The sequence below is a fragment of the Bacillus sp. LK2 genome (genome assembly GCF_001043575.1).
Taxonomy (GTDB): domain Bacteria; phylum Bacillota; class Bacilli; order Bacillales; family Bacillaceae_G; genus Bacillus_A; species Bacillus_A paramycoides.
Genome location: NZ_LDUK01000006.1, coordinates 36,913 through 57,723 on the forward strand (window position 1 = coordinate 36,913; position 20,811 = coordinate 57,723).

At 34.7% G+C, this 20,811-nt stretch carries 15 protein-coding genes; 1 reads left to right on the plus strand and 14 read right to left on the minus strand.

Features of this window, described 5'->3' with window-relative positions; all coding sequences use genetic code 11:
- Nucleotides 1-79: 79 nt before the first annotated feature.
- The 7 genes from rarD to VK90_RS06340 form a co-directional block, all read right to left on the minus strand.
- Nucleotides 80-1,021: an EamA family transporter RarD gene (gene rarD, locus VK90_RS06310; protein ID WP_048371335.1), complete on the minus strand. Its 942-nt coding sequence runs from the start codon at nt 1,019-1,021 to the stop codon at nt 80-82.
- Between the two features lie 105 nt (nt 1,022-1,126).
- Nucleotides 1,127-1,375 (minus strand): DUF1294 domain-containing protein, encoded by a 249-nt coding sequence (locus tag VK90_RS06315; protein ID WP_002172858.1) that lies wholly within the window; start codon nt 1,373-1,375, stop codon nt 1,127-1,129.
- A gap of 119 nt (nt 1,376-1,494) precedes the next feature.
- Nucleotides 1,495-2,871 carry an APC family permease gene (locus tag VK90_RS06320; protein WP_048371337.1) on the minus strand — a complete coding sequence of 459 codons (1,377 nt, stop codon included), beginning with the start codon at nt 2,869-2,871 and terminating at the stop codon, nt 1,495-1,497.
- Between the two features lie 508 nt (nt 2,872-3,379).
- Entirely contained in the window at nt 3,380-3,520 is a 141-nt protein-coding gene (locus tag VK90_RS06325) for a hypothetical protein (protein WP_002172860.1), read from the minus strand.
- 57 nt (nt 3,521-3,577) lie between these two features.
- Nucleotides 3,578-6,937, minus strand: coding sequence for a tubulin-like doman-containing protein (locus VK90_RS06330; RefSeq protein WP_048371339.1), 3,360 nt, complete (start codon nt 6,935-6,937; stop codon nt 3,578-3,580).
- Nucleotides 6,938-7,020: 83 nt separating this feature from the next.
- A complete protein-coding gene (locus tag VK90_RS06335) occupies nt 7,021-9,120 on the minus strand; it encodes a vWA domain-containing protein (protein ID WP_048371341.1) in 2,100 nt (699 codons plus the stop codon).
- Nucleotides 9,121-9,393: 273 nt separating this feature from the next.
- Nucleotides 9,394-9,729, minus strand: coding sequence for a hypothetical protein (locus VK90_RS06340; RefSeq protein WP_002172863.1), 336 nt, complete (start codon nt 9,727-9,729; stop codon nt 9,394-9,396).
- A 136-nt stretch (nt 9,730-9,865) separates the two neighbouring features.
- Here VK90_RS06340 and VK90_RS06345 point away from each other — a divergent pair, with 136 nt between their 5' ends.
- On the plus strand, nt 9,866-10,261 hold the full coding sequence (locus VK90_RS06345; protein ID WP_048371343.1) for a hypothetical protein: 396 nt from the start codon (nt 9,866-9,868) through the stop codon (nt 10,259-10,261).
- Nucleotides 10,262-10,300: 39 nt separating this feature from the next.
- On the opposite strand, the gene VK90_RS06350 is transcribed toward VK90_RS06345, so the two are convergent.
- From VK90_RS06350 to VK90_RS06380, 7 genes are all read right to left on the minus strand, one after another.
- On the minus strand, nt 10,301-11,020 hold the full coding sequence (locus tag VK90_RS06350; RefSeq protein ID WP_048371345.1) for a class I SAM-dependent methyltransferase: 720 nt from the start codon (nt 11,018-11,020) through the stop codon (nt 10,301-10,303).
- Between the two features lie 81 nt (nt 11,021-11,101).
- Nucleotides 11,102-12,796 carry a peptide ABC transporter substrate-binding protein gene (locus VK90_RS06355; protein WP_048371347.1) on the minus strand — a complete coding sequence of 565 codons (1,695 nt, stop codon included), beginning with the start codon at nt 12,794-12,796 and terminating at the stop codon, nt 11,102-11,104.
- A gap of 434 nt (nt 12,797-13,230) precedes the next feature.
- Nucleotides 13,231-14,946, minus strand: coding sequence for a peptide ABC transporter substrate-binding protein (locus tag VK90_RS06360; RefSeq protein WP_048371349.1), 1,716 nt, complete (start codon nt 14,944-14,946; stop codon nt 13,231-13,233).
- A 292-nt stretch (nt 14,947-15,238) separates the two neighbouring features.
- Nucleotides 15,239-16,936 (minus strand): peptide ABC transporter substrate-binding protein, encoded by a 1,698-nt coding sequence (locus tag VK90_RS06365; RefSeq protein WP_048371351.1) that lies wholly within the window; start codon nt 16,934-16,936, stop codon nt 15,239-15,241.
- Nucleotides 16,937-17,286: 350 nt separating this feature from the next.
- Nucleotides 17,287-18,549 carry a dicarboxylate/amino acid:cation symporter gene (locus tag VK90_RS06370; RefSeq protein WP_048371353.1) on the minus strand — a complete coding sequence of 421 codons (1,263 nt, stop codon included), beginning with the start codon at nt 18,547-18,549 and terminating at the stop codon, nt 17,287-17,289.
- A 204-nt stretch (nt 18,550-18,753) separates the two neighbouring features.
- Nucleotides 18,754-19,791, minus strand: coding sequence for an LCP family protein (locus tag VK90_RS06375; RefSeq protein ID WP_002172870.1), 1,038 nt, complete (start codon nt 19,789-19,791; stop codon nt 18,754-18,756).
- Between the two features lie 17 nt (nt 19,792-19,808).
- Nucleotides 19,809-20,807: a hypothetical protein gene (locus VK90_RS06380; protein WP_048371355.1), complete on the minus strand. Its 999-nt coding sequence runs from the start codon at nt 20,805-20,807 to the stop codon at nt 19,809-19,811.
- Nucleotides 20,808-20,811 lie beyond the last annotated feature (4 nt).

Here is a 20,811-nt window from a genome sequence, read left to right on the forward strand (position 1 = left end):
TTTTCAGCTCCTCACTGACTATAATGGAACTTCTATATAATTATAAGTATAAAGAAAAATGCGTAGAAAATACTACGCATTATGATACTTTTGCTGATTTATTTTTAACAAATTTCGGTTGTTTCTGTAGTAAAAACTTTGTTTTCGCTATCGAAAAGACAAATAAAGCAACCCATATACAGAAAAATGCAATCATATGAGTAGATGTGAAATGTTCACCAAAAACGAATACACCTAAAATTAAACTAATAGTCGGTGCAATATATTGTAAAAACCCTATCATATAGAGCGGAATAAGCTGTGCCCCTTTAGCGAAATAAAAGAGTGGTAATGCTGTGACAATACCTGCTCCTATTAAAAGAAACGTTGATGTAGCCGAAATGGAACCGAACGAACCAAAGCCATGCACTCCTGTCATAAACAAATAGATAAGCGCAAATGGCGTCACTATCATCGTTTCCATCGTAAGCCCAATTGTCGCGTCGTAATTTAATAATTTTTTTGTTAATCCATATAATCCAAATGAAAAAGCAAGTGAAAGAGAAACCCATGGAATAGATCCGAAACGTACTGTTAAAATAACAACGCCTACTCCGGCTAAACCAACCGCAACATATTGCCAAAAATTAAGCTTCTCTTTTAAAACAACTGTACCAAGTAAAATACTTATAAGTGGATTAATATAATAACCAAGACTTGCTTCTATTACATGGTTATGATTTACGGCCCATATGTATACAAACCAGTTTCCACTAATGAGTACCGAAGCAATTGTTAATGACATTAATAATTTAGGTCGTTTAAAAAGGGTCACTAACTCCCCACCAAACTGACGAAACCTCTTCGTTACTCCTAAAACTAACAACATAAAAACAAATGCCCAAACAATGCGGTGCGCTAAAATTTCGTCTGCCGGAACTTCCTCCACCCATTTCCAATAAATCGGAAGGACTCCCCACATCGTATACGCACCCGCCGCATATATAATCCCCTGCTTTTGTTGTGCTGTTTGACTCCCCATCTTCCTTGTTCTCCTCTTCTCTTTTTTTCTTCATTATAAGGTCTTACATGCTTACTTTACCAATATCCAATCTGCATTTCTTTCGACATTCCTCTTGCCAATCCCTTATATGTATAAAAACATACCAACTGTTACAATAACGAGCACTGGAATACCGAAGACAAATTTACTTTTATGTGTCTTATGATGAAACATATACATACCAATCCAAGCTCCAACCGCTCCTCCAGCTGCAGCTGATAAAAATAACGTACTTTCTGGCGTTCTCCACTGTTTCTTCTTTGCTTTTCGCTTATCAAGCCCCATCATACTAAATGCAATAACATTGATAATTATAAAATAAATCCATTTCATTTCTTTCTCTCCCTAAAAAAATTCGCTTTATGTTAACACGAAAATAAGGTGTACACAATTTAAAAATGGCTATAGGTTAAAAATAAACCTTTTTTAACCTACAACCATAATTTTAATGCTTACACTCTATTTCTAATATGACTATGTTTTTTTGCGTATATAAAATAGATAAAAATACCTACAATAACCCAAATTGCAAAACTGATTAAAGTGGTTTTAGAGAGATTTAATGCTAAATATAAACAACTTACTATCGCAAGTATAGGTAAGAATGGAACGAAAGGAGCACGGAACGGTCTTTTCAGATTAGGATGTGTCTTCCTTAATACAATTACAGCTATAGATACAAATATAAACGCTGTTATCGTTCCCACATTCACTAAATTTGCCAACAAATTCAAGTCCAATAAACCTGCTAATAAAGCCGCAAGAATACCCGTAATCCATGTATTAAAAAATGGTGTTTGAAAACGTTTATGAACACTTGAAAATCTTTTTGGTAGCAAGCCATCTCGGCTCATCGAGTAAGATACTCGAACAAATGCAAACATAGCAACTAACAGCACTGTCGTTAAACCAGCTATCGCTCCAACTGATAATAGACCAGCAATTCTATCCTCTCCCACAATACGCAAAGCATATGCAACTGGATCAGCTACATTCAGATCCGTAAACGGAACCATTCCAGTTAACACGAATGAAACACCAACATAAAGAATTGTACAAATACATAAAGAGACAAGTAATCCAATTGGAACGTTACGTTGTGGGCGTTTCACTTCCTCTGCTGCTGTTGCAACTGCATCGAAACCTAAAAAGGCAAAAAATACAGTAGCGGCCCCTCCAATAACACCATGATATCCAAAAGGAAGAAACGGCTGCCAATTCTCTGGTTTTACATATTTCGCTCCTACAATAATAAATACTAAAATAACAGCCAGTTTAATAATAACCATTATATTATTTATACGTGCACTTTCTTTCACACCACGACTTAACAAAAATGTAACAACTAAAATAATAATAACCGCTGGCAAGTCAATAATTCCGCCATTCCCCATCCCTGGTGCTGAAGCAACGATTGCCGGAATATGAATATTAAACCCTAGTAGCAATGATTGGAAATAGGCTGACCATCCCGCCGCCACTGCAGAAGTAGCTAATAAGTACTCTAGCATTACACACCAGCCAACTATAAAAGCAAAAATCTCACCTAATGTCATATACGTATACGAATACACACTTCCTGAGACCGGGACTGTAGATGCAAATTCAGCATAACAAAAGGCTACACATGCACATACAATTGCAGCTAACATAAAAGATAATACAATTGCTGGACCAGCATGTTTCGCTGCTACAATACCTGTTAAAACGAAAATTCCTGTACCGATAATTGCTCCAATTCCTAAAAGAGTTAGGTCAATTGCTCCTAAAGTTTGATTCAATACTTTTTTCTTTTCTTCATCCATTGCTTTCTTTATTAATAAACTCATTCGTAGAAACCTCTTTTTCAAAATTATCCCTTACTCATTACAATCTTTATTACTGTTGCTATTACACATTAATAATATTCATGCTTTACTATCACTCCCTATATAAACTCCACAAATTACACGCTTTAAAATCAGAAAAATCAATCTTCTAAAAACGAGCTTGTTAACAGGCATGTTTTTAGAAGATTGATTGAATTTATCACACGATTAATTATATTGTCAACAATATAATTAATTCACTTAAATTGAATAATTATAAATGTAATGATATCTCGAAATATAAAATACAATTCATAAACATTGTTATTTTCACACACTTTATATTATTCGAGAATTGATTTTTATACATCAAATTTAATGTAGATATTGCATACAACTACAATTAAAGCAGATGATTCGTTATATTGAAATAATCACCTAGATTTATAGACTGATCAACTTTCCCACGCATTACACACAGTATTTTCACTAAAAAAAATAAAAAAGCGCAGATTTTCATCTGCACTTTTCATTCTTCCACTTTATTTTCTGCATTATTATTTTCGATGTGTTCCTTTTGAGCTTCTTCTTGCATCTCTGCTGAAATCATTCCATAATAAATTTCTGGATATAATCCAAATATTTGATATACACTTCCTAAAAACGGCATCGGAATCCCTCTTTTCTAAAGTTGTATTGCCATTCTTAAGGATTCCCTTTTCATTCATTATACATTCGTTTTTGGCACTTCTTCATCGTGAACGTGTAATAAATTTTGCCATTTTTTATAAGGTGCACTATTTGGATCCACATACCCTTTCGCATACGAACGATCCCACAATTGTTTAATAAACATCTCTTTCTCTTTCTTCGCAACCATATCTGCACCCGTTCCGTAATAATTTTGGAAATACAGCTCAATTTCATCAAGGAATAGCCTTAACAACTCGTCGGATGTTTCTTCTAGCGTCGGGTCATATTTTGCCTCACGGTCATACATTAAAATCATATCTAAAATATTATGGACGTGCTCTTTACGAAGCCATCTTATATCTTGAGCGCCTAATACAAATGCATGTGTATATAAATGTCCACCTTGTATCATAGCTTTTTCTTGTTCTTCTTCAAATCGTGACAAGATGTTTTCATAAATAAACGGATTATGGAGCAATGCTCTGTGCAATTTATAACTTTCGCTTGATATATTTTTCCCCATCGATTGGATTAAAAAGCTACGCCCGACACCGTTATATTGATACACGAACTGTCCATCAACAGCAACTAAACTAATCCAACGATACATATACGCGTATAGAAGAGCACGATTACACTTATCGTAGTCTAACTTCGTTTGTGTTGCATTCAAGTCTGGCATAAATGCTGGTAAGTGCCAATACTTATCTAAATGCGGCGTCAAACTAGACTTTTTACTATTTAATTTGTTCACACGGCGATAATACGATTGAAAGTAGTCACCTTTATCATTCATAAAACCATTTGCAATATGCCCAGATGAAAGCTTAGGAAAATCTTGTAACGATAATCCGTAATGGGCACGATAACAAATCACTTCAAATGGTGAAAATGCCTCGTTTACCGTATCTTTTTCTTTAAACATTTCTTGCAATAACTCTTCTTGCAATTCTTGTTTTAAAGAAGGGTGTACGCCCCAATATTGTAACTCTCTATGATGAGAAACTTTCGGAACGAACGGACTTGCTAAATGGAAAAGATCTTCAATTTTTTCACGAACGTATTCATCACGATCACGTTTCTTGAAATCTGCTTCTTTTCGCAATGCTTCAACGATATTAAGCTCTAATTTGTCACGATAGCGCACTTGAAGTTCGTCATAACAATAACTCAATATATGTTCACGATAGAAGTCTTCAACCTTTTTCGACTGAATTTCTTCAGTTTTTGCATCACGACAATATTCCCCGTACAAACTCATATAAATTTCTGCTGATATATCTTTCGGTAATACACCTAAATTTAAATGTTGCTGCATATCTTGCCAAATCTTTTCTTGCAATTTCTCTTCAGCTAACACATATACATTCGTCGGATTCGTTTTCCCTTCAAATTCTTTACTTCGCTTTTGAATTTCAAACAATAAATTTTCACGTGTTTCTTGTAAATTATCAAAGAATCTTTCCCAATATTGAATCATTTTATTAACCGCTTGATATAGCGATTGGTACACGAGTTCTAACAACATTTCTTTGCGATACTCACTTAATTTGTGTACATATTGCGTTACGATATCTTCAAATTCTTTTTTGAACAAACGCTGCTGATTATAAAACGTTTTCCCAAACCAACCTTGTTGCTGGGCAATTTCAACGCGGCGAACAGCCGTTACAGTTCCATCAATATTACTCACATTAAATTTCTTATCGTAGTTTTGAATTAAATTACGCTTTTGTTCATTATTTTCATGTAGTCGATTCATCTTCTCTACTAACTGCTTACGAATTTCATACAGCATGAAACGTGCTGCTACTGGATGAACAGGATCCGTTTTCTTTAAAAACCATGTATTTAATTGGTAAGACTGTCCCTCTGAGCCACTTGGTGTAAAACGGTCTGATTCGATCATGTCATATAAAAGGGTAGTAACATGCTCATGTACACGGCTCGGAATCGCATAAGCATATAAACGAACCGCATGATCAACTCTCGCTACTTCACCCTTCATTTGTTCCATCATTTTAAGCTTCGCAGCCGATATTTTGCACTCATGCTGCAGGCGGTTTAATTCCTCATCTTTTTGCACTGTACGGTGTACATAACTCTCTACAGCATCTAAAAACAATTTTGATTTTGCAACACCGAGCTTTCCGCCCTCTGCCCCTTCACGCGTTTCATTGTACATTTGTCTATAAAAAATATGAGCTTGTTCTGGACGAGTAGCAAGATGTTCTAAATCTTCTAAATAACTTTTACCACGCTCCGGCTTTTCGCGCTGCATACCACGTTTTACATCTTGATCGTATCTTTGCTTCTTCTCTTGAAACAGTTGATCTAAATGAAGCCACGATTCATCTAAACCTTGCACCGCCCATTTTAATGCACAATATTTCAAAACATGCTCATACGGATAAATAAGTTTTGCCGTTCCTGCTCCGCAATATCTACCTTTCCCACTTGATTCTGCTAATTGCTGGATTTGATTATCTTCTTGTGCAAAATGATTTGTGGACATCGGACTAAATAACTGTAAATAAATCGTGTTTGCCATTTGCTCCATATAATCCGATAAATTGTGCAAATGGTGCCCATGTAAATTTTCATAATCATATAAGAAACAATAATTATACGGTAAATGATGCTGCTTAATCGTATGATTCGTTCTCCCATCTTCATCCACTTGATCAGGACGATATTCTAATTCGATCGTTACACCGCCGCGTTTTGATAATTCCCCAGTAGACCCGAGCGTAATAGCGTGCAGCTCTTTTAAAGATGCATAGCCGTTCGCTTGCACAGTTTCAAACTCTTTCGCACTAACCGTTCTCGTCTTAACTAAAACATCTGGCATTAAAAATGCACCACGTATTAAAATGTTATGATGCTGCAATTTTTTCCGAAGCATTTCACGTAAATATAATGCGATTTGTAAAAACATCCCTGAACCTGTTCCACCAGCTAGTGACGTTACAATAATAACTCGCACACCATATTCCGTCTGATCGCTTGTAACCGGAAAAATCTTCTCAATTTCTTGCCAAAAAGATGTCAGCTTATCTTCTTTCATCGCTGCACGTAGCGCTAACCGAGAGATAACCCGTAACTGCCCTGCTCCTTCTGTTAACGGTTTATCAAGTATAGTTGGGTCCATCGGGAACCATTCCGGAATCGTTGGATCTCCCGCAATATACTCTCTCGGTGTTTTACTCGAACTCGTTTGCGTCTTAAACTTCCGAATATGATCAAATTTACTCAATGTATTCACATCTGTATCAAATACATGCATCGCTACCTTTTTACGACGCTCCTCAGGTAACTTTTCATATATTTGGTGTGTGACAGTACTACCGATTCCACCTAAGCCAATTAAAATTGTTGGAACTTGTAATGTCATGTGAACCACCTTCCTATTCGTGCTTGTTTGAATAGAAGGATTAAGAGAGCCGAGCCTCCACCGCCCCTCTTATACCCCATCTACTATTCACATTCATACCTGTAAATCTCCTTACCATATCCTCTATCAATTATTAAAATTTCATTTGGATACAATGTTTTATGCTCCATTCCCACTTCTTCCTCTGTAATAAACATCCCGTCAATAATCATCCCAACCACTTGCGATTCTTTCGCTACAAATATAGATTTCGATCCTTTTTTCGCTATTAATGTTACAGATTGCACAGTCTTTCTTTCTGCTCGAAATGGAATGCCAAAATAGTGTTTCCACCATTTATTTCTAAGTAACTCAGGTTCAGATTGGTAAAGCCAATCTTTCGCCACTTCTTGATCCCATTCGTAATATAATAATGCTTTCCGGTGAAACCTCGGACGAACAATCCATCCTAAAATAATAATTCCTACTATGAAAAGTAATACCGTGATAGGAATTACACATTTAAAAATGAGCGCATACTTCTCAAAGAACGGCGCATTTTCAATGTGAAGTGAAATTTTTTCTTTTACTTCTTGTAATTTTGAATCATTGATCGTGATGGTAGCTTCTACGGTGCCTGTATCTGTAAAATTGAATGTGTCGGAGTAATAGGGACGAGGATAAACGTAAATTTGATTACCATGCTGTTTTAATTCGTAGTTGATCGATTGATTAGATGTGACACCAGTAGATTTTAATAGTTTCTTTACAGCCTCTTCTGTCATCGGTTTATCATCTAACTGGGGCTGTAAAATAAATGGTTTACTATTTTCTAAATTTGTTACTTTTTCTTCATAATCTTTCGTAACAGTTTGAAGTGATAATTTCTGTTTTTCAGCTGTATCAATTTTGAATTCTTTCGTCTGCCTATAAAATCCCTTTATATTCATATGAACTTTCCCGCGTACTAACTCTTTTCCAACTTTTATTTCGTAATAAAACACATGCCTTTTATCGTCCCACTTCATCGGATACTGCTTCCCGTCTATTTCTACTTCTGCTTCAAAATAAGAAGACTGAATTGGTAGCTCAGTAGGCTTTGCTTCAATAACTGCCGTTACACCTTCGTACATTTTCTCAACAGTTTTTCTATCTTTATCATCTTTGTCATACGTAGAAACAGTATAATTAAGTGCCGGTTCAACAAGTACTTGTAACCCTTCTTTCTCAATGTCTTGATCCACTTCTATTGTATATGTCCCTGGCTTAATCACTTCCTGATTCATCGTACTTACATGCACTATATTTCCGAATAATTTAGCTTCTCCTGGCGCATGTATGGAAAAAGAAGATTGTAGCTGTAACGGTTTAGAGATTTGCACAACTTGATAGTTAGACAAAGAAGGCGATTGTCGTACAAGTGTCATACGCTTTAATGGAAACGGCGTTGTAATCTCCACTTTTTTTCCGGATATTTTCGTTTTCACAATCGATTCAACAGAAGAAAATGGATCGCGATTTGCAACTAATGCTGCAACTTGATTCACACTTTTTACAATACCATCCTCTCCACTAGATGGCATCGTAACACCATTTATCTCTTTCTTCCATATTTCTTTAAAAGTATTTAGCTGCTCTTTTTCTTGCTGTCCTAAATCTTCTTCCATCGTTATTAAGACTGGATGTAAAGAAGTCTTTTTTAAGTCCATTTCTTTCCTAAACTGTGCTAACTTCTGTGTAATTTGTTCTTTTCCGCCAACCTTATCTTTTTCTAAATCATTAAATGCCCCGTCAGTTAATACAATAAGCCAAAATTCACGTTTCCCATCTATATCCGCTTCCTTTTTTATTGATTGCATTGCCGTTTCTACTGCGCTAAACGGAGTATTTAAATACGTTTTCCACGCTCCAATTCCATCAATTTCTGTTTGCCTTTTATCCTTTGTTAAAGCAATATTTAGCGGATCGTTCGGTCGGCTCATTGGAACGTAAGAAAATTTATCTTTCTCGTCTAATAGTGCAACTAAACTTTGCAAAGCATAATTGGCATACTTCCAGCGATCGTTATTTCTCATGCTGCCCGAATCATCATATACAAGTGAAACGACCCTTTCCTTTGCCTCCTCTCCTTTTGCAAAAGTCCAAAAAGGATGTAACCATATAAATAGAAAAATCATGAATGTGGCACAAATTCGAATTTTCATGATGAGGCTTCGCCACCTTTGTAGACAAATTCCTATGTTTAAATTTATGAGAGGAAACAAGATATATGACTTGTATTTTAGGACAACAATTCACAACAATAACATTATGTAAGAAAAGTTGAAATATCCCATTTTATATTTCGAGTTTTTTCCTTATTATATATCCGAAATAACACATAGCTTTCATACTTTTCCCCTTATAAATTTCACCATAAAGGTTTGATTTTCTACTCAATACAAAAAATAAAGAGCACGCTACTACTAGCGCGCTCTTTATTTCTTCACATATACTTCAACAATCGGATTTTCCTTCTGATCTGCATGTAAACGTATATTCTCTTCACCCGCATTATAAATGCTAGCTAACAGCATAACCGTTAACAAATTAGGTATCTTCGCATCGCTTCCATATTTTCTTTCAAGTGCTTCCTTATATTCAAAATCTAAATCACCCTGCACATATGTATATACCTCAAAACCATCTTCCAAATTACAAACTACTGTATCTATAATATCCGCCCCGACTTGTTTCTTCATTTCACCTCGCAATGCTTCTATAAATTCTTCCCAAGGAACTTCGTACGTCTGAAATTGATCTGTAGATTTCATTTCATTTCCTCCTCACTATATATCCTTTTCATATATTTCCCCTTTCTTATAACAATTATAATAGGTAGGTCATTCATACAAGCCGCACTTGTCCCCCTTACATATCGTATTACTGTAATGCGAAGGAGGAAAGAACATGCATAGACAAAAATGTTATGACACATGCCAACGTTATTTCGGTAAAGTGGTTCGAATTGAAGATCTTGATGGTCGTATCCATTTAGGAAAAATAATAGACGTGACAAATGATTCTGTTTGGATCGAGCCGGTACAAAGACGTTCATCTTTTGATACAGGATTTGGATACAATGACGCATATCCAAACGGTGGTTGTGATATTTGTGGCGGTCTTAGTAGATGTGACAGTTGCGGCTTCGGATTTGACGGTAGTTGGGGCGGCGGTGGTTGCGGCGGCGATGGTTGCAGAGGTGGTTGCGGCGGTGGTGGTTGTGGCTGGGGCGGCGGCTGGGGCTTTGAACTCGGATTTGGTTTTATTTTTGGAATTACTTTGGCTGCATTATTTTTCATCTAACATAGTAAAGAGTTGACTATCTTTAGCCAACTCTTTTTTCTATTTTTCACATATAAAAATACGATGTCCTAAAATATGTTGATACATAAGCAGTACTTGTTCGTGTTGCAACCACGCCTCATACAATTCTTCTGGAATAAACGGTGATACATTCCACTCCGGCTCTTCCATATGTCCTGCAACTGTTTCTGCAATGGTACCGCCACCCGCAATTGTAATTTTTTTAAAATTTGCTACTTTAAATAAATGAATCCACTCATCCTCAGTTAATAATTCTTTCATTCCATATAATTGTACGATTTTTTCTTCCTGATTTTTCCCAATATGGCTTTCGATAATCATTTCAATCACAACAAGCTTTCCATCCTGCTGCAATACCCGATAACATTCCGGAATAACCTTTTCTTTATTCGTAAAAGCGAGTATAGATTCTCCGAGTACAAGCTCAAATGAATCATTTAAACAAGGCAATCTTTCTACATCTCCTTGAATTAATTGTATATCTAAACCTTCAAACAACCATCTATCTTTCGCTTTTTGAATCATAATTTCATTCTTTTCAACTGCTGTTACTTTATAACCAAATGCTTTTGTCATATACGCCGCTGTTTTCCCCGTGCCGCAACCTATCTCAAGAACATTCGCTCCATGTCTAAGTGGCAATTGAGAGAGCAATTGTTTCGTTAGCGTAAAACCACCAGGATGGGCACTCCCTATTCCGTAATAAGCTAGAAAATCGATGTACGTATTTCGTTTCATGGGATTCTCCCTTTTTTATTTTATATATTCCAGGAAGGAAGAAAAGTGCATAGAAAAAGGGCGCATTGTGCGCCCTCTCTCTTACTTATCATCAGAAATATATGCCCATTTGTAGCTGTAATCTCCACCAACTGGGTGGTGAATAATGCCTTTTACTTTTGGTCTTTGAACGATAGCGTCACCACGTTGATATAACGGTGCAATTGCAGCATCTTCAAGTAACATTTTCTCAGCTTTCAGTAAGCCATCCCAACGCTCTTTCGTTTTCGTTAATAATTCGCCCTTCCCTTTTTCTACAATTTCATCATATTTCGGATTTGAATATCCTGTTTGGTTATGAGTGCCATTTGTAACAAACATATCAATAAATGTCATTGGATCTAAGTAGTCAGGTCCCCAACCAGCATAAGATAAATCATAGTCTTGATCTGTTTCTAGCTTTAATTTTTGTTTAAACGGCTGGTTTTTCAAATTCACTGTTAATCCTGGTAAGTTCTTCTCAAGCTCTCCTTTTAAGAATTCCCCTACTTTTTTTGCGTTATCGCTATCATAGTTTAATAACTCTACCGTTACTTGGTCTTTTCCAAGTTCTTTTTTCGCTTTTTCCCAATGCTCTTTTGCCTTTTTCACATCTGTTTTTAAAATATCTCCGTTATCTTTACGGAAGTCTTTTCCATCTGGACTTTTCGCAAATTCTTTTGGTACTAAGTAATCTGCAGGTGTAGATCCGTCATTTAAAATAACATTTGTTAAGCCTTTTTTATCATACGCCATCGCAATCGCTAAGCGTAAATCTTTGCTCTTTAATACTGTATCTTGACCACCACGTTTTTGGTTCAAACGTAAGAAGTACGTTGAAGGTGTTTTTTGTGTAAAGAAATCCGGATTTGATTTATATTTGTCAACAAATTCAGATGCAAGTGCCGCACGATCAATTTGTCCACTTTCATATAAGTTTACACGTGTACCGCTATCTTTTACGACATTAAAGTTAATTTCTTCTAACTTAACTGTTTTATTATCCCAGTATTGTGCATTTTTCTTTAACTTCCAACCTTGTTCATGTTGCCAACTTGCTAATGTAAACGGCCCGTTATATATCGTTGTATCTGCTTCTAAACCGTATTTTTCTCCTTTTTCTTTTACGAATTTTTCATTTAACGGATAGAATGTTCCGAATGAAGTTAATTCTACAAAGTAAGGAACTGGATTTTCTAATTCTACTTCTAATGTGTAATCATCTACAGCTTTTACTCCTAAAGTATCAAGCTCTGCTTTTCCTTCATTAATTGCTTTTGCGTTCTTTAAATCAAACATAATGTATGCATATTCTGCTGCTGTATTTTTATCTACCGCACGTTTCCAAGCAAACACGAAATCCTTCGCTGTTACAGGTTCTCCATTTGACCATTTCGCATTTTTATTTAATGTAAATGTATACTTTTTACCATCATCACTCTTTTTATATGATTCAGCAACTCCTGGTGTTGCTTTATTATCTTTATCCAGTCGATATAAACCTTCCATTACGTTGTTTAAAGCAAGAAACGATACTTGGTCTGTCGCTTTTGAAGAATCCATAGATGGAATCTCTTGGCTATCTGTTAAATTAAGTACTTGCTTTGCTGCTAATTTTCCGCCTTCTTTTTCACCACTTTTTGGCGTTGTGCTTGCCTTATCTTTATCACCTGATCCCGAACACGCTGTTAATGCCATACTCATTACTAAAACTGGTGCTACAACCGCTGTTAATTTTTTCATCTTTTTTTTCTTCATTTTTTTGTACCCTCCCCAATTATATGTACGCTACTAACTTTGAGAGATTTCCTGTTAACTTTCGTTATCAGAAAATTCTTATTAATTAATATTCTACTAATTTTTTAAGCTTTGTAAAGTATTTTTGTAAATTTTCTAAAAATTTATTTTTTTATGATAGTAACTTGTTATTTTACTATTACTACTATATGAATTATCCCCCATCTACTATATGTAAACATACCTCCTCTTATTCTTCTCTATTGCTAAGTTCTATATTTTTCTTATCAATATGAAATCTCTACTTAACATTCATCTAACCAACTACCGCATTCCTTCTAATATCCTACAGTAGAATTTTGAAAATAATCTCAAATTTCATGGGCCTTATTCTCTTATACATACTAAAAAAAGCATTTCAAAAGCAGCTTAGCCACTTTTGAAATGCTTTCATATTATTTTTTCCCGCCATCCTCAGTTACATACGCCCACTTAAAGCTATATTCTGGACTAATGTTATGTTTAACGATTCCTTTTACATTCGGTTTCATTACATACGCTCTTCCTGTTTGATATAAAGGAACTAACCCTGCATCTTCTTCAAGGAATAATTTTTCTGCTTTTCCTAACGTTTCCCAACGTTTCTTCGCATCACCCATTAATTCATTACCTGCTTGTTCTACCATTTCATCATATTTTGGATTTGAATAACTCATTTGGTTGTATGGACTCTTCGATTCAAACATATCAATAAATGTCATTGGATCCGCATAGTCTGGACTCCAACCTGCATAAGAGATTTCATAATCTTGTGCAGTCTCTAATTTTAATTTTTGTTTGAACGGCTGAATTTTCGTATTAATCGTTACACCCTTTAAATTTTTCTCAATTTGATCTTTAACATAATCAGCAATCTTTTTCGCAGTTCCATCATCATAGCTTAGTAATTCAATTGTAACTTGATCTTTTCCAAGTTCCTTTTTCGCTTCTTCCCAGGCTGCTGCGCCTTTTTTCGGATCATATTTCAGACCATTTTTAAATGTATCTTGGTAATCTTTACCGTCAGGTCCTGTCGCAAGCCCTTTCGGAACCAATTGATCCGTTGCTTTTGATCCATTATTTAAAATTACATTCGCCAATCCTTTTTTATCAACTGATAATGCAATTGCTTCACGAAGTTTTTTGCTCTTTAACGGTGTATCTTGTCCGTTACGCTTTTGATTTAAACGTAAGAAGAATGTACTTGATTCTGCATACTCACCGTATTCATCTTTATTCGATTTATATTTATCTACGAATTCTCCTGATAGTAATGTAAAGTCAATCGATCCTGTATCATATAAATTGACTTTTGTAGCTACTTCTTTTACAACACTGTAATTAATTTCTTCTAATTTCACAGTCTTGTTATCCCAATACTTATCATTTTTCTTCAACTGCCATCCTTGTTCATGTTTCCATGAAGACATAACGAACGGCCCGTTATACACTGTTGTATCCGCTTCCAAACCGTATTTATCCCCTTTTTCTTTTACGAATTTTTCATTTAACGGATAATATGACGGGAATGCTAATAAATTTAAGAAGTACGGTACTGGTTTTTCTAATTCTACTTCTAGCGTGTAATCATCTACCGCCTTTGCTCCTAATTCAGTTACAGGTTTTTCTCCTTTATTAATCGCTTCTGCATTTTTAATATAGTAAGCGATAAACGCATATTCTGCAGCGGTGTTTTTATCAAGTAAGCGCTGCCATGCAAACACGAAATCTTTCGCTGTTACAGGATCACCATTCGACCATTTCGCATCTTTACGCAGTTTAAATGTATATTTTTTGCCATCCTCACTTTTCGTACTAGATTCTGCCGCAGCTGGGATTGGCTTATTATCTTTATCAAGACGATATAAACCTTCCATCGTATTCCCTAAAATTTGTGACCCTAACGTATCAGTAGATTTAGAAGTATCCATCGTCGGAATTTCTTGGTTTTCCGTACGATTTAACACTTGCTTCGCTGCATATTTAATATCAGACTTTTTATCTTCCCCACCACTAGACGTCGTAGTCGTTTTCTTCTCCCCACCAGATCCAGAACACGCAGTCAACGCCATGCTCATTGCTAAAACTGGTACTACAACTGCTGTTAACTTTTTCATTTTTTTTCTCTTCATTTTTGTATCCTCCCTAATTATATGTACAATACCAACCCTTGAGAGATCCCTTACTACCAAATAATTTTCAGAAAATTATAACTAATATTATTCTACTCTTTTTTTTACATTTGTAAATAGTTTTATTTTAAATATTCTGATTTTCATCTTCGTAATTTAGTATGATTTATCCCCCATCTACTATATTCCTTATTCTTCTCTATTTACCTATGCTATAAATTAGGATTTTAAGCTCAATAAAAAAAGCATCTCAAAAGCAGCTTAGCTACTTTGAAATGCTTTTTCAACTCTATTATTTTTCAGTTACATATGCCCACTTAAAGCTAAATTCTGGACTGATATTATGTTTTACTACACCCTTTACATTTGGTTGTAAAACATAAGAATCCCCACGTTGATATAAAGGTACAATCGCTACATCTTGTTCAAGTAATAATTTTTCAGCTTTCCCTAACTCTTCCCAACGTTTTTTCGCATCACCCATTAATTCAGTACCAGATTTTTTAATCATTTCATCATATTTAGGATCAGAGAAACTCATTTGGTTATGAGAATGCTTAGACTCAAACATATCTAAGAATGTCATTGGATCTGCGTAGTCAGGATTCCAACCACCATATGAAATATCATAGTCTTGCTCAGTTTCTAATTTTAGTTTTTGCTTAAATGGTTGAAGTTTAATATTTACTGTTACGCCTTTTAAGTTTTTCTCAATCTGATCTTTTACATATTCTCCAACTTTTTTAGCATTACCAGTATCATAGTTTAAGAATTCAATTGTAACTTGATCTTTACCAAGTTCTTTTTTCGCTTCATCCCAAGCCGCTGCTGCTTTCTTCGCATCTGGTTTTATACCATTTTTAAATGTTTCTTGGAAATCTTTACCGTCTGGTCCAGTTGCTAGGCCTTTCGGTACTAAGAAGTCAGCTTCTTTTGATCCATCATTTAAAATTACATTTGCTAAATTCTTTTTATCAATTGATAGTGCAATTGCTTCACGTAATTTTTTGCTCTTTAATGGTGTGTCTTGTCCAGCACGTTTTTGGTTCATACGGATAAAGTACGTACTTACTTGTGAATATGTGCCAAATTCATCTTTCTTATTTCTATATTTATCAACAAACTCTCCATTTAATAAAGCAAAATCAACTTGTCCGCTATCGTATAAATTGATTAGAGTTGCTGGCTCTTTAACAACACTGAAGTTAACTTCTTCAAGTTTTACAGTCTTTTTATCCCAATATTGATCATTTTTCTTTAATTGCCATCCTTGTTCATGCTTCCAATCTTTAAGAACGAACGGTCCATTATAAACTGTTGTATCAGATTCTAAACCGAACTTCTCTCCTTTTTCTTTTACGAACTTTTCATTTAATGGATAGTATGATGGGAATGCCACTAAGTTTAAGAAATATGGTACTGCTTGTTCTAGTTCAACTTCCAGCGTATTGTCATCTACCGCTTTCACTCCTAATTCAGTTACAGGTTTTTCCCCTTTATTAACCGCTTCTGCGTTTTTAATTGGGAATGCGATAAAAGCATACTCTGCTGTTGTTTTTGGATCTAATAGACGTTGCCAAGCAAATACGAAATCTTTCGCAGTTACTGGATCTCCATTTGACCATTTTGCATCTTTACGTAGTTTAAATGTATATTTTTTACCATCTTCACTTTTCGTACTAGATTCTGCCGCAGCTGGAATCGGCTTATTGTCTTTATCAAGACGATATAATCCTTCCATCGTATTCCCTAGTATTTGTGAAGATACTGTATCTGTTGATTTTGAAGAATCCATCGTTGGAATTTCTTGTGTTACTGTTCTATTTAAAACTTGTTTTGCTGCTAATTTTTCCCCTGACTTGCTATCTCCACTTGAGTTTGTACTTGTCTTTTTATCTCCACCTGATGTAGAACATGCTGTTAATGCCATGCTCATTGCCAAAACCGGTACTACAACTGCTGTTAGTTTTTTCATTTTTTTCTTTTTCACTTTCTGTACCCTCCCTAATTCTAAACGATATCTATTCAAGAATTTTCTGATAATTCTGTTTTTCTTTATATATTTATCAGACGATTCTTATTAATTCTTATTCTACTAATTTTTTAAATTTTGTAAAGTATTATTATTGAAAATTTTTAAAAAATTATTTTTTTACAGTAATATTCATAAAAATTCCATATAATGTTCAAAACCTATTTCCCATCCATATAAATGTACCGATTTAATAGTCTTTACTTTATTTACAGATTAAGCCTCTGTGAATTATTGTTAATAAATAATGTATATATTTAGAAACTTCTTTCCTACAAAAATAAAAAAAGTCAGCAAAGCTGACTTTTTTATCCGGCTATTCTCTCTCTCTTCATTTCTTCTAACACTCTCGTATACTTCTCATCATTGAATTCATTTTCACTTTTTGCAACAACTATAGTCGCAATACCGTTACCAATTAAATTAACGATTGCTCGCGCTTCTGACATAAAACGGTCAACCCCAAGTAAAAGCGCTAATCCTTCTAATGGGATAACATTCATCGCAGATAAAGTAGAAGCTAATACAATAAATCCTCCGCCCGTTACCGCTGCTGCCCCTTTCGATGTAACTAACAAAATAGCTATTATAGTTAATTGTTGGCCTAGTGAAAGATCGACATGAAAAACTTGCGCTAAAAATATTGTTGCCATAGATAAATAAATCGTTGTTCCATCTAAGTTAAAAGAGTAGCCAGTTGGAATAACTAAGCCTACTACTGGCTTTGAACATCCGAAGTCTTCCATCTTTGTCATCATACGCGGTAATACAGATTCTGATGAAGATGTTCCAAGAACGATTAATAGTTCTTCTTTAATATGTACTAAGTATTTCCATAAGCTAAATTTATAAAGCTTACAAATAAAATTCAAAACGATAAAAACAAATAATGCCATTGTCGCATATACGCAAATCATCAATTTACCTAGTGGTATTAAAGTACCTATACCGTATTTCCCAATTGTAAACGCCATTCCACCAAACGCTCCAACCGGTGCTAGTTTCATAACAATCGATAAAATATTAAAAAACACTTTCGATAATCTTTCAAAAAAGTCGATAACAGGTTGACCGTTTTTTCCAAGCATCGTTAAACCTGCTCCAAATAAAATGGAGAAGAACAACACTTGTAAAATATCACCTTTTGCGAATGCCTCGAACATATTAGAAGGCACAATATGTAAAAAGAAATCCATCCATTTCATTTCTTGTCCACTTTGTACATATTGCGAAACATCACCGCCCTTTAGCTTTGAAGGATCTAACCCATCGCCAGGACGTATGACATTCGCTACGATAATACCAATAATAAGAGCAAAGGTTGTAACAATTTCAAAATATAATAACGCTTTCCCACCAACGCGTCCTACCTTTTTCATATTCCCCATACTTGCAATACCAAGCACAATTGTTAAAAAGATAATCGGTGCAATGACCATTTTAATCATATTAATGAACGTCTCACCAATTGGTTTCATTTGCTGTCCGACACTAGGCCAAATCGCTCCTACTGCAATACCACAAATAATTGCCACAATAACTTGGAATGTTAAATTCTTTACAATTTTCATTTTCAATACTCCCCTGTTTCTTTCATTTCTCCCATACTATTTCAATTAATGATAATCATTTATTCTATGTGATAGCCCCCTTGCCATTTAACTTGAACCTCTTTATTATGTTACACTATTATATAAAATTTTTAAATAGTATATAACATTAAAATGTAAATGTTATACTATTGAATAAAATAAAAAGCAGATATAACATCTGCTTTAATTTCCCTCAATTTGCTTCTCACTTAATCCAAGGTGGATTCTGAGTGTATTACTCAAATTTTGTAAGTCTGTTTTATTAGGATTATAGTAATATACACGTTGTCCATTTGGACCATTAGGTAAATATAAATCATCACCAGCTAGTTGAATCTTCTCAACAGAACAATCTAAACCATATTTATAAAAAGATAAAATATCCTCCAATGCCAAATTTGTTTTAAAATCACCATCGACAGCCTCAACCATTTTCTCCAGTTTTGTAATAGACCCTACACTTTTTAATTTACTTAAAATCGCTTCAATGACAAGTTGTTGGCGCTGCCCCCTCATTGCATCACTATCAATATGACGAGTTCTCGCCAAAGCAAGTGCTTCTTCTCCCGTTAATTTTTGAACCCCTTTTTTCAAGTGAATCGCATCAGGTTCATCTTTACTATTTTGTTCAGTAAATTCAACAGGGACATCTACTTCAACACCATCGAGCCCATCAACAATTTTAATAAATGACCCAAAATTAAATTTCACAAAATAATCTACCGGTACTTGCAGTAACTTTTCTACTGCCTCAACAGATGCTTGTGGTCCTCCATCTTTTCCGTTTTTAACGAAACCACTTCCATATGCGTGTGTTATTTTATCTTTTTTCTTTTCGATTGGAACATATGTATATGTATCTCGTGGTATACTAGTTAACTTCACTGTCTTATCGTCTTTATTAAAAGTAGCTAACAATAATGCATCTGTATGAAATGCACCGTTATACTCCTTTTGACGTTCTTGATTTTCATCAATTCCCATAATTAAAATTGAAACGTTGTGTGTAATTGGCTTTACAGCTTTCTCGCGTAAATTTGATTTTTCACCACGCGCTAAATTCAAATTTGATTTTTGTACGAGATTAGAAGTCTTCATATATACATAGGTACCATATCCAACTCCGCCAAATAGTAATACTCCTAACAATACACTTATTATCGTTGTCTTTTTATATTTTCGTTTATTTTTCTTTTCTCTTGAAGGAGAAGTATTCTCCATATAATTCCCTCCGTTTTCTATTCATCTAATATGTTTTTCAACTTTTCATAATTAGTGCTATCCTTTTGAAATACATTCTCTTTCAATCCTTTGTTTATTTGTATCCATTCAGTCGTAATCGAATATTGAATCATACCTTCATGAAAACTAAGGAACTTCAACATAATTCCTGTATTTTTCTCTACAACCATTTCAAACTTCCCTCTCAAATCTTCAGATGTACTTATAGGCATCTCTATGTTTATTACCCCTTCTATTTTGTAGCAATCTAATCCAAGATACTTCGTCTCTCTATAATTCCAATCTTTATACCGAATTAATAAATCAGCGAATTCTGATTGAATACTATATTTAGCTTGCCCTACATACTCATCGTCGTATCGTTTTTTCTCACCTGATTTTCTAAATAACCTTTCCGTAGGACTTAATTTTAATAGTTCATTATTTCTTTCTTTTGGGCTCCATCTCGTCTCTTTATACGTATTATTCCCATCATTAAACTCTTTTTTTCTGCCCTCGTTATATATAATCGTTCTTTTTTTCGACAGTTTATCTTCTTTAGATGAAATACCACTCTGTTTCTCCGTATCAATCGCATATTTATATGTTGTAGCAATTCTTGTAGAGCTAGAATATTCCTCGAATTGCCCTGAAACATTTTGGAAATGATCAATTGAATCAAGCATCTTTTGATGAATCTTTTCCTTATCTGGATAATTAACGTTCGACTTTATTTCTTCTTCATTCTCATAATCAGAAAACGCATTCTTCTTTACGTAATTAAACACTCCTCCATTTTGTGCAAAGCTCTGTATAGAAAACTCAGACATAGATACAATTGACAGCGTTAGAACAGCGGCACTAATAAACATCATATGTACTCTATAACCCTTTCTTTTTACAGGAAGATTATGAAGTGTATCATTAATTTTTTCGTTTAGTGCCTGTGGCAATACGGTATTATCCTTCTCTATTCTCTTTTTTAATTTTTCATCAAATGATTTTTCTTTATCCATTTTA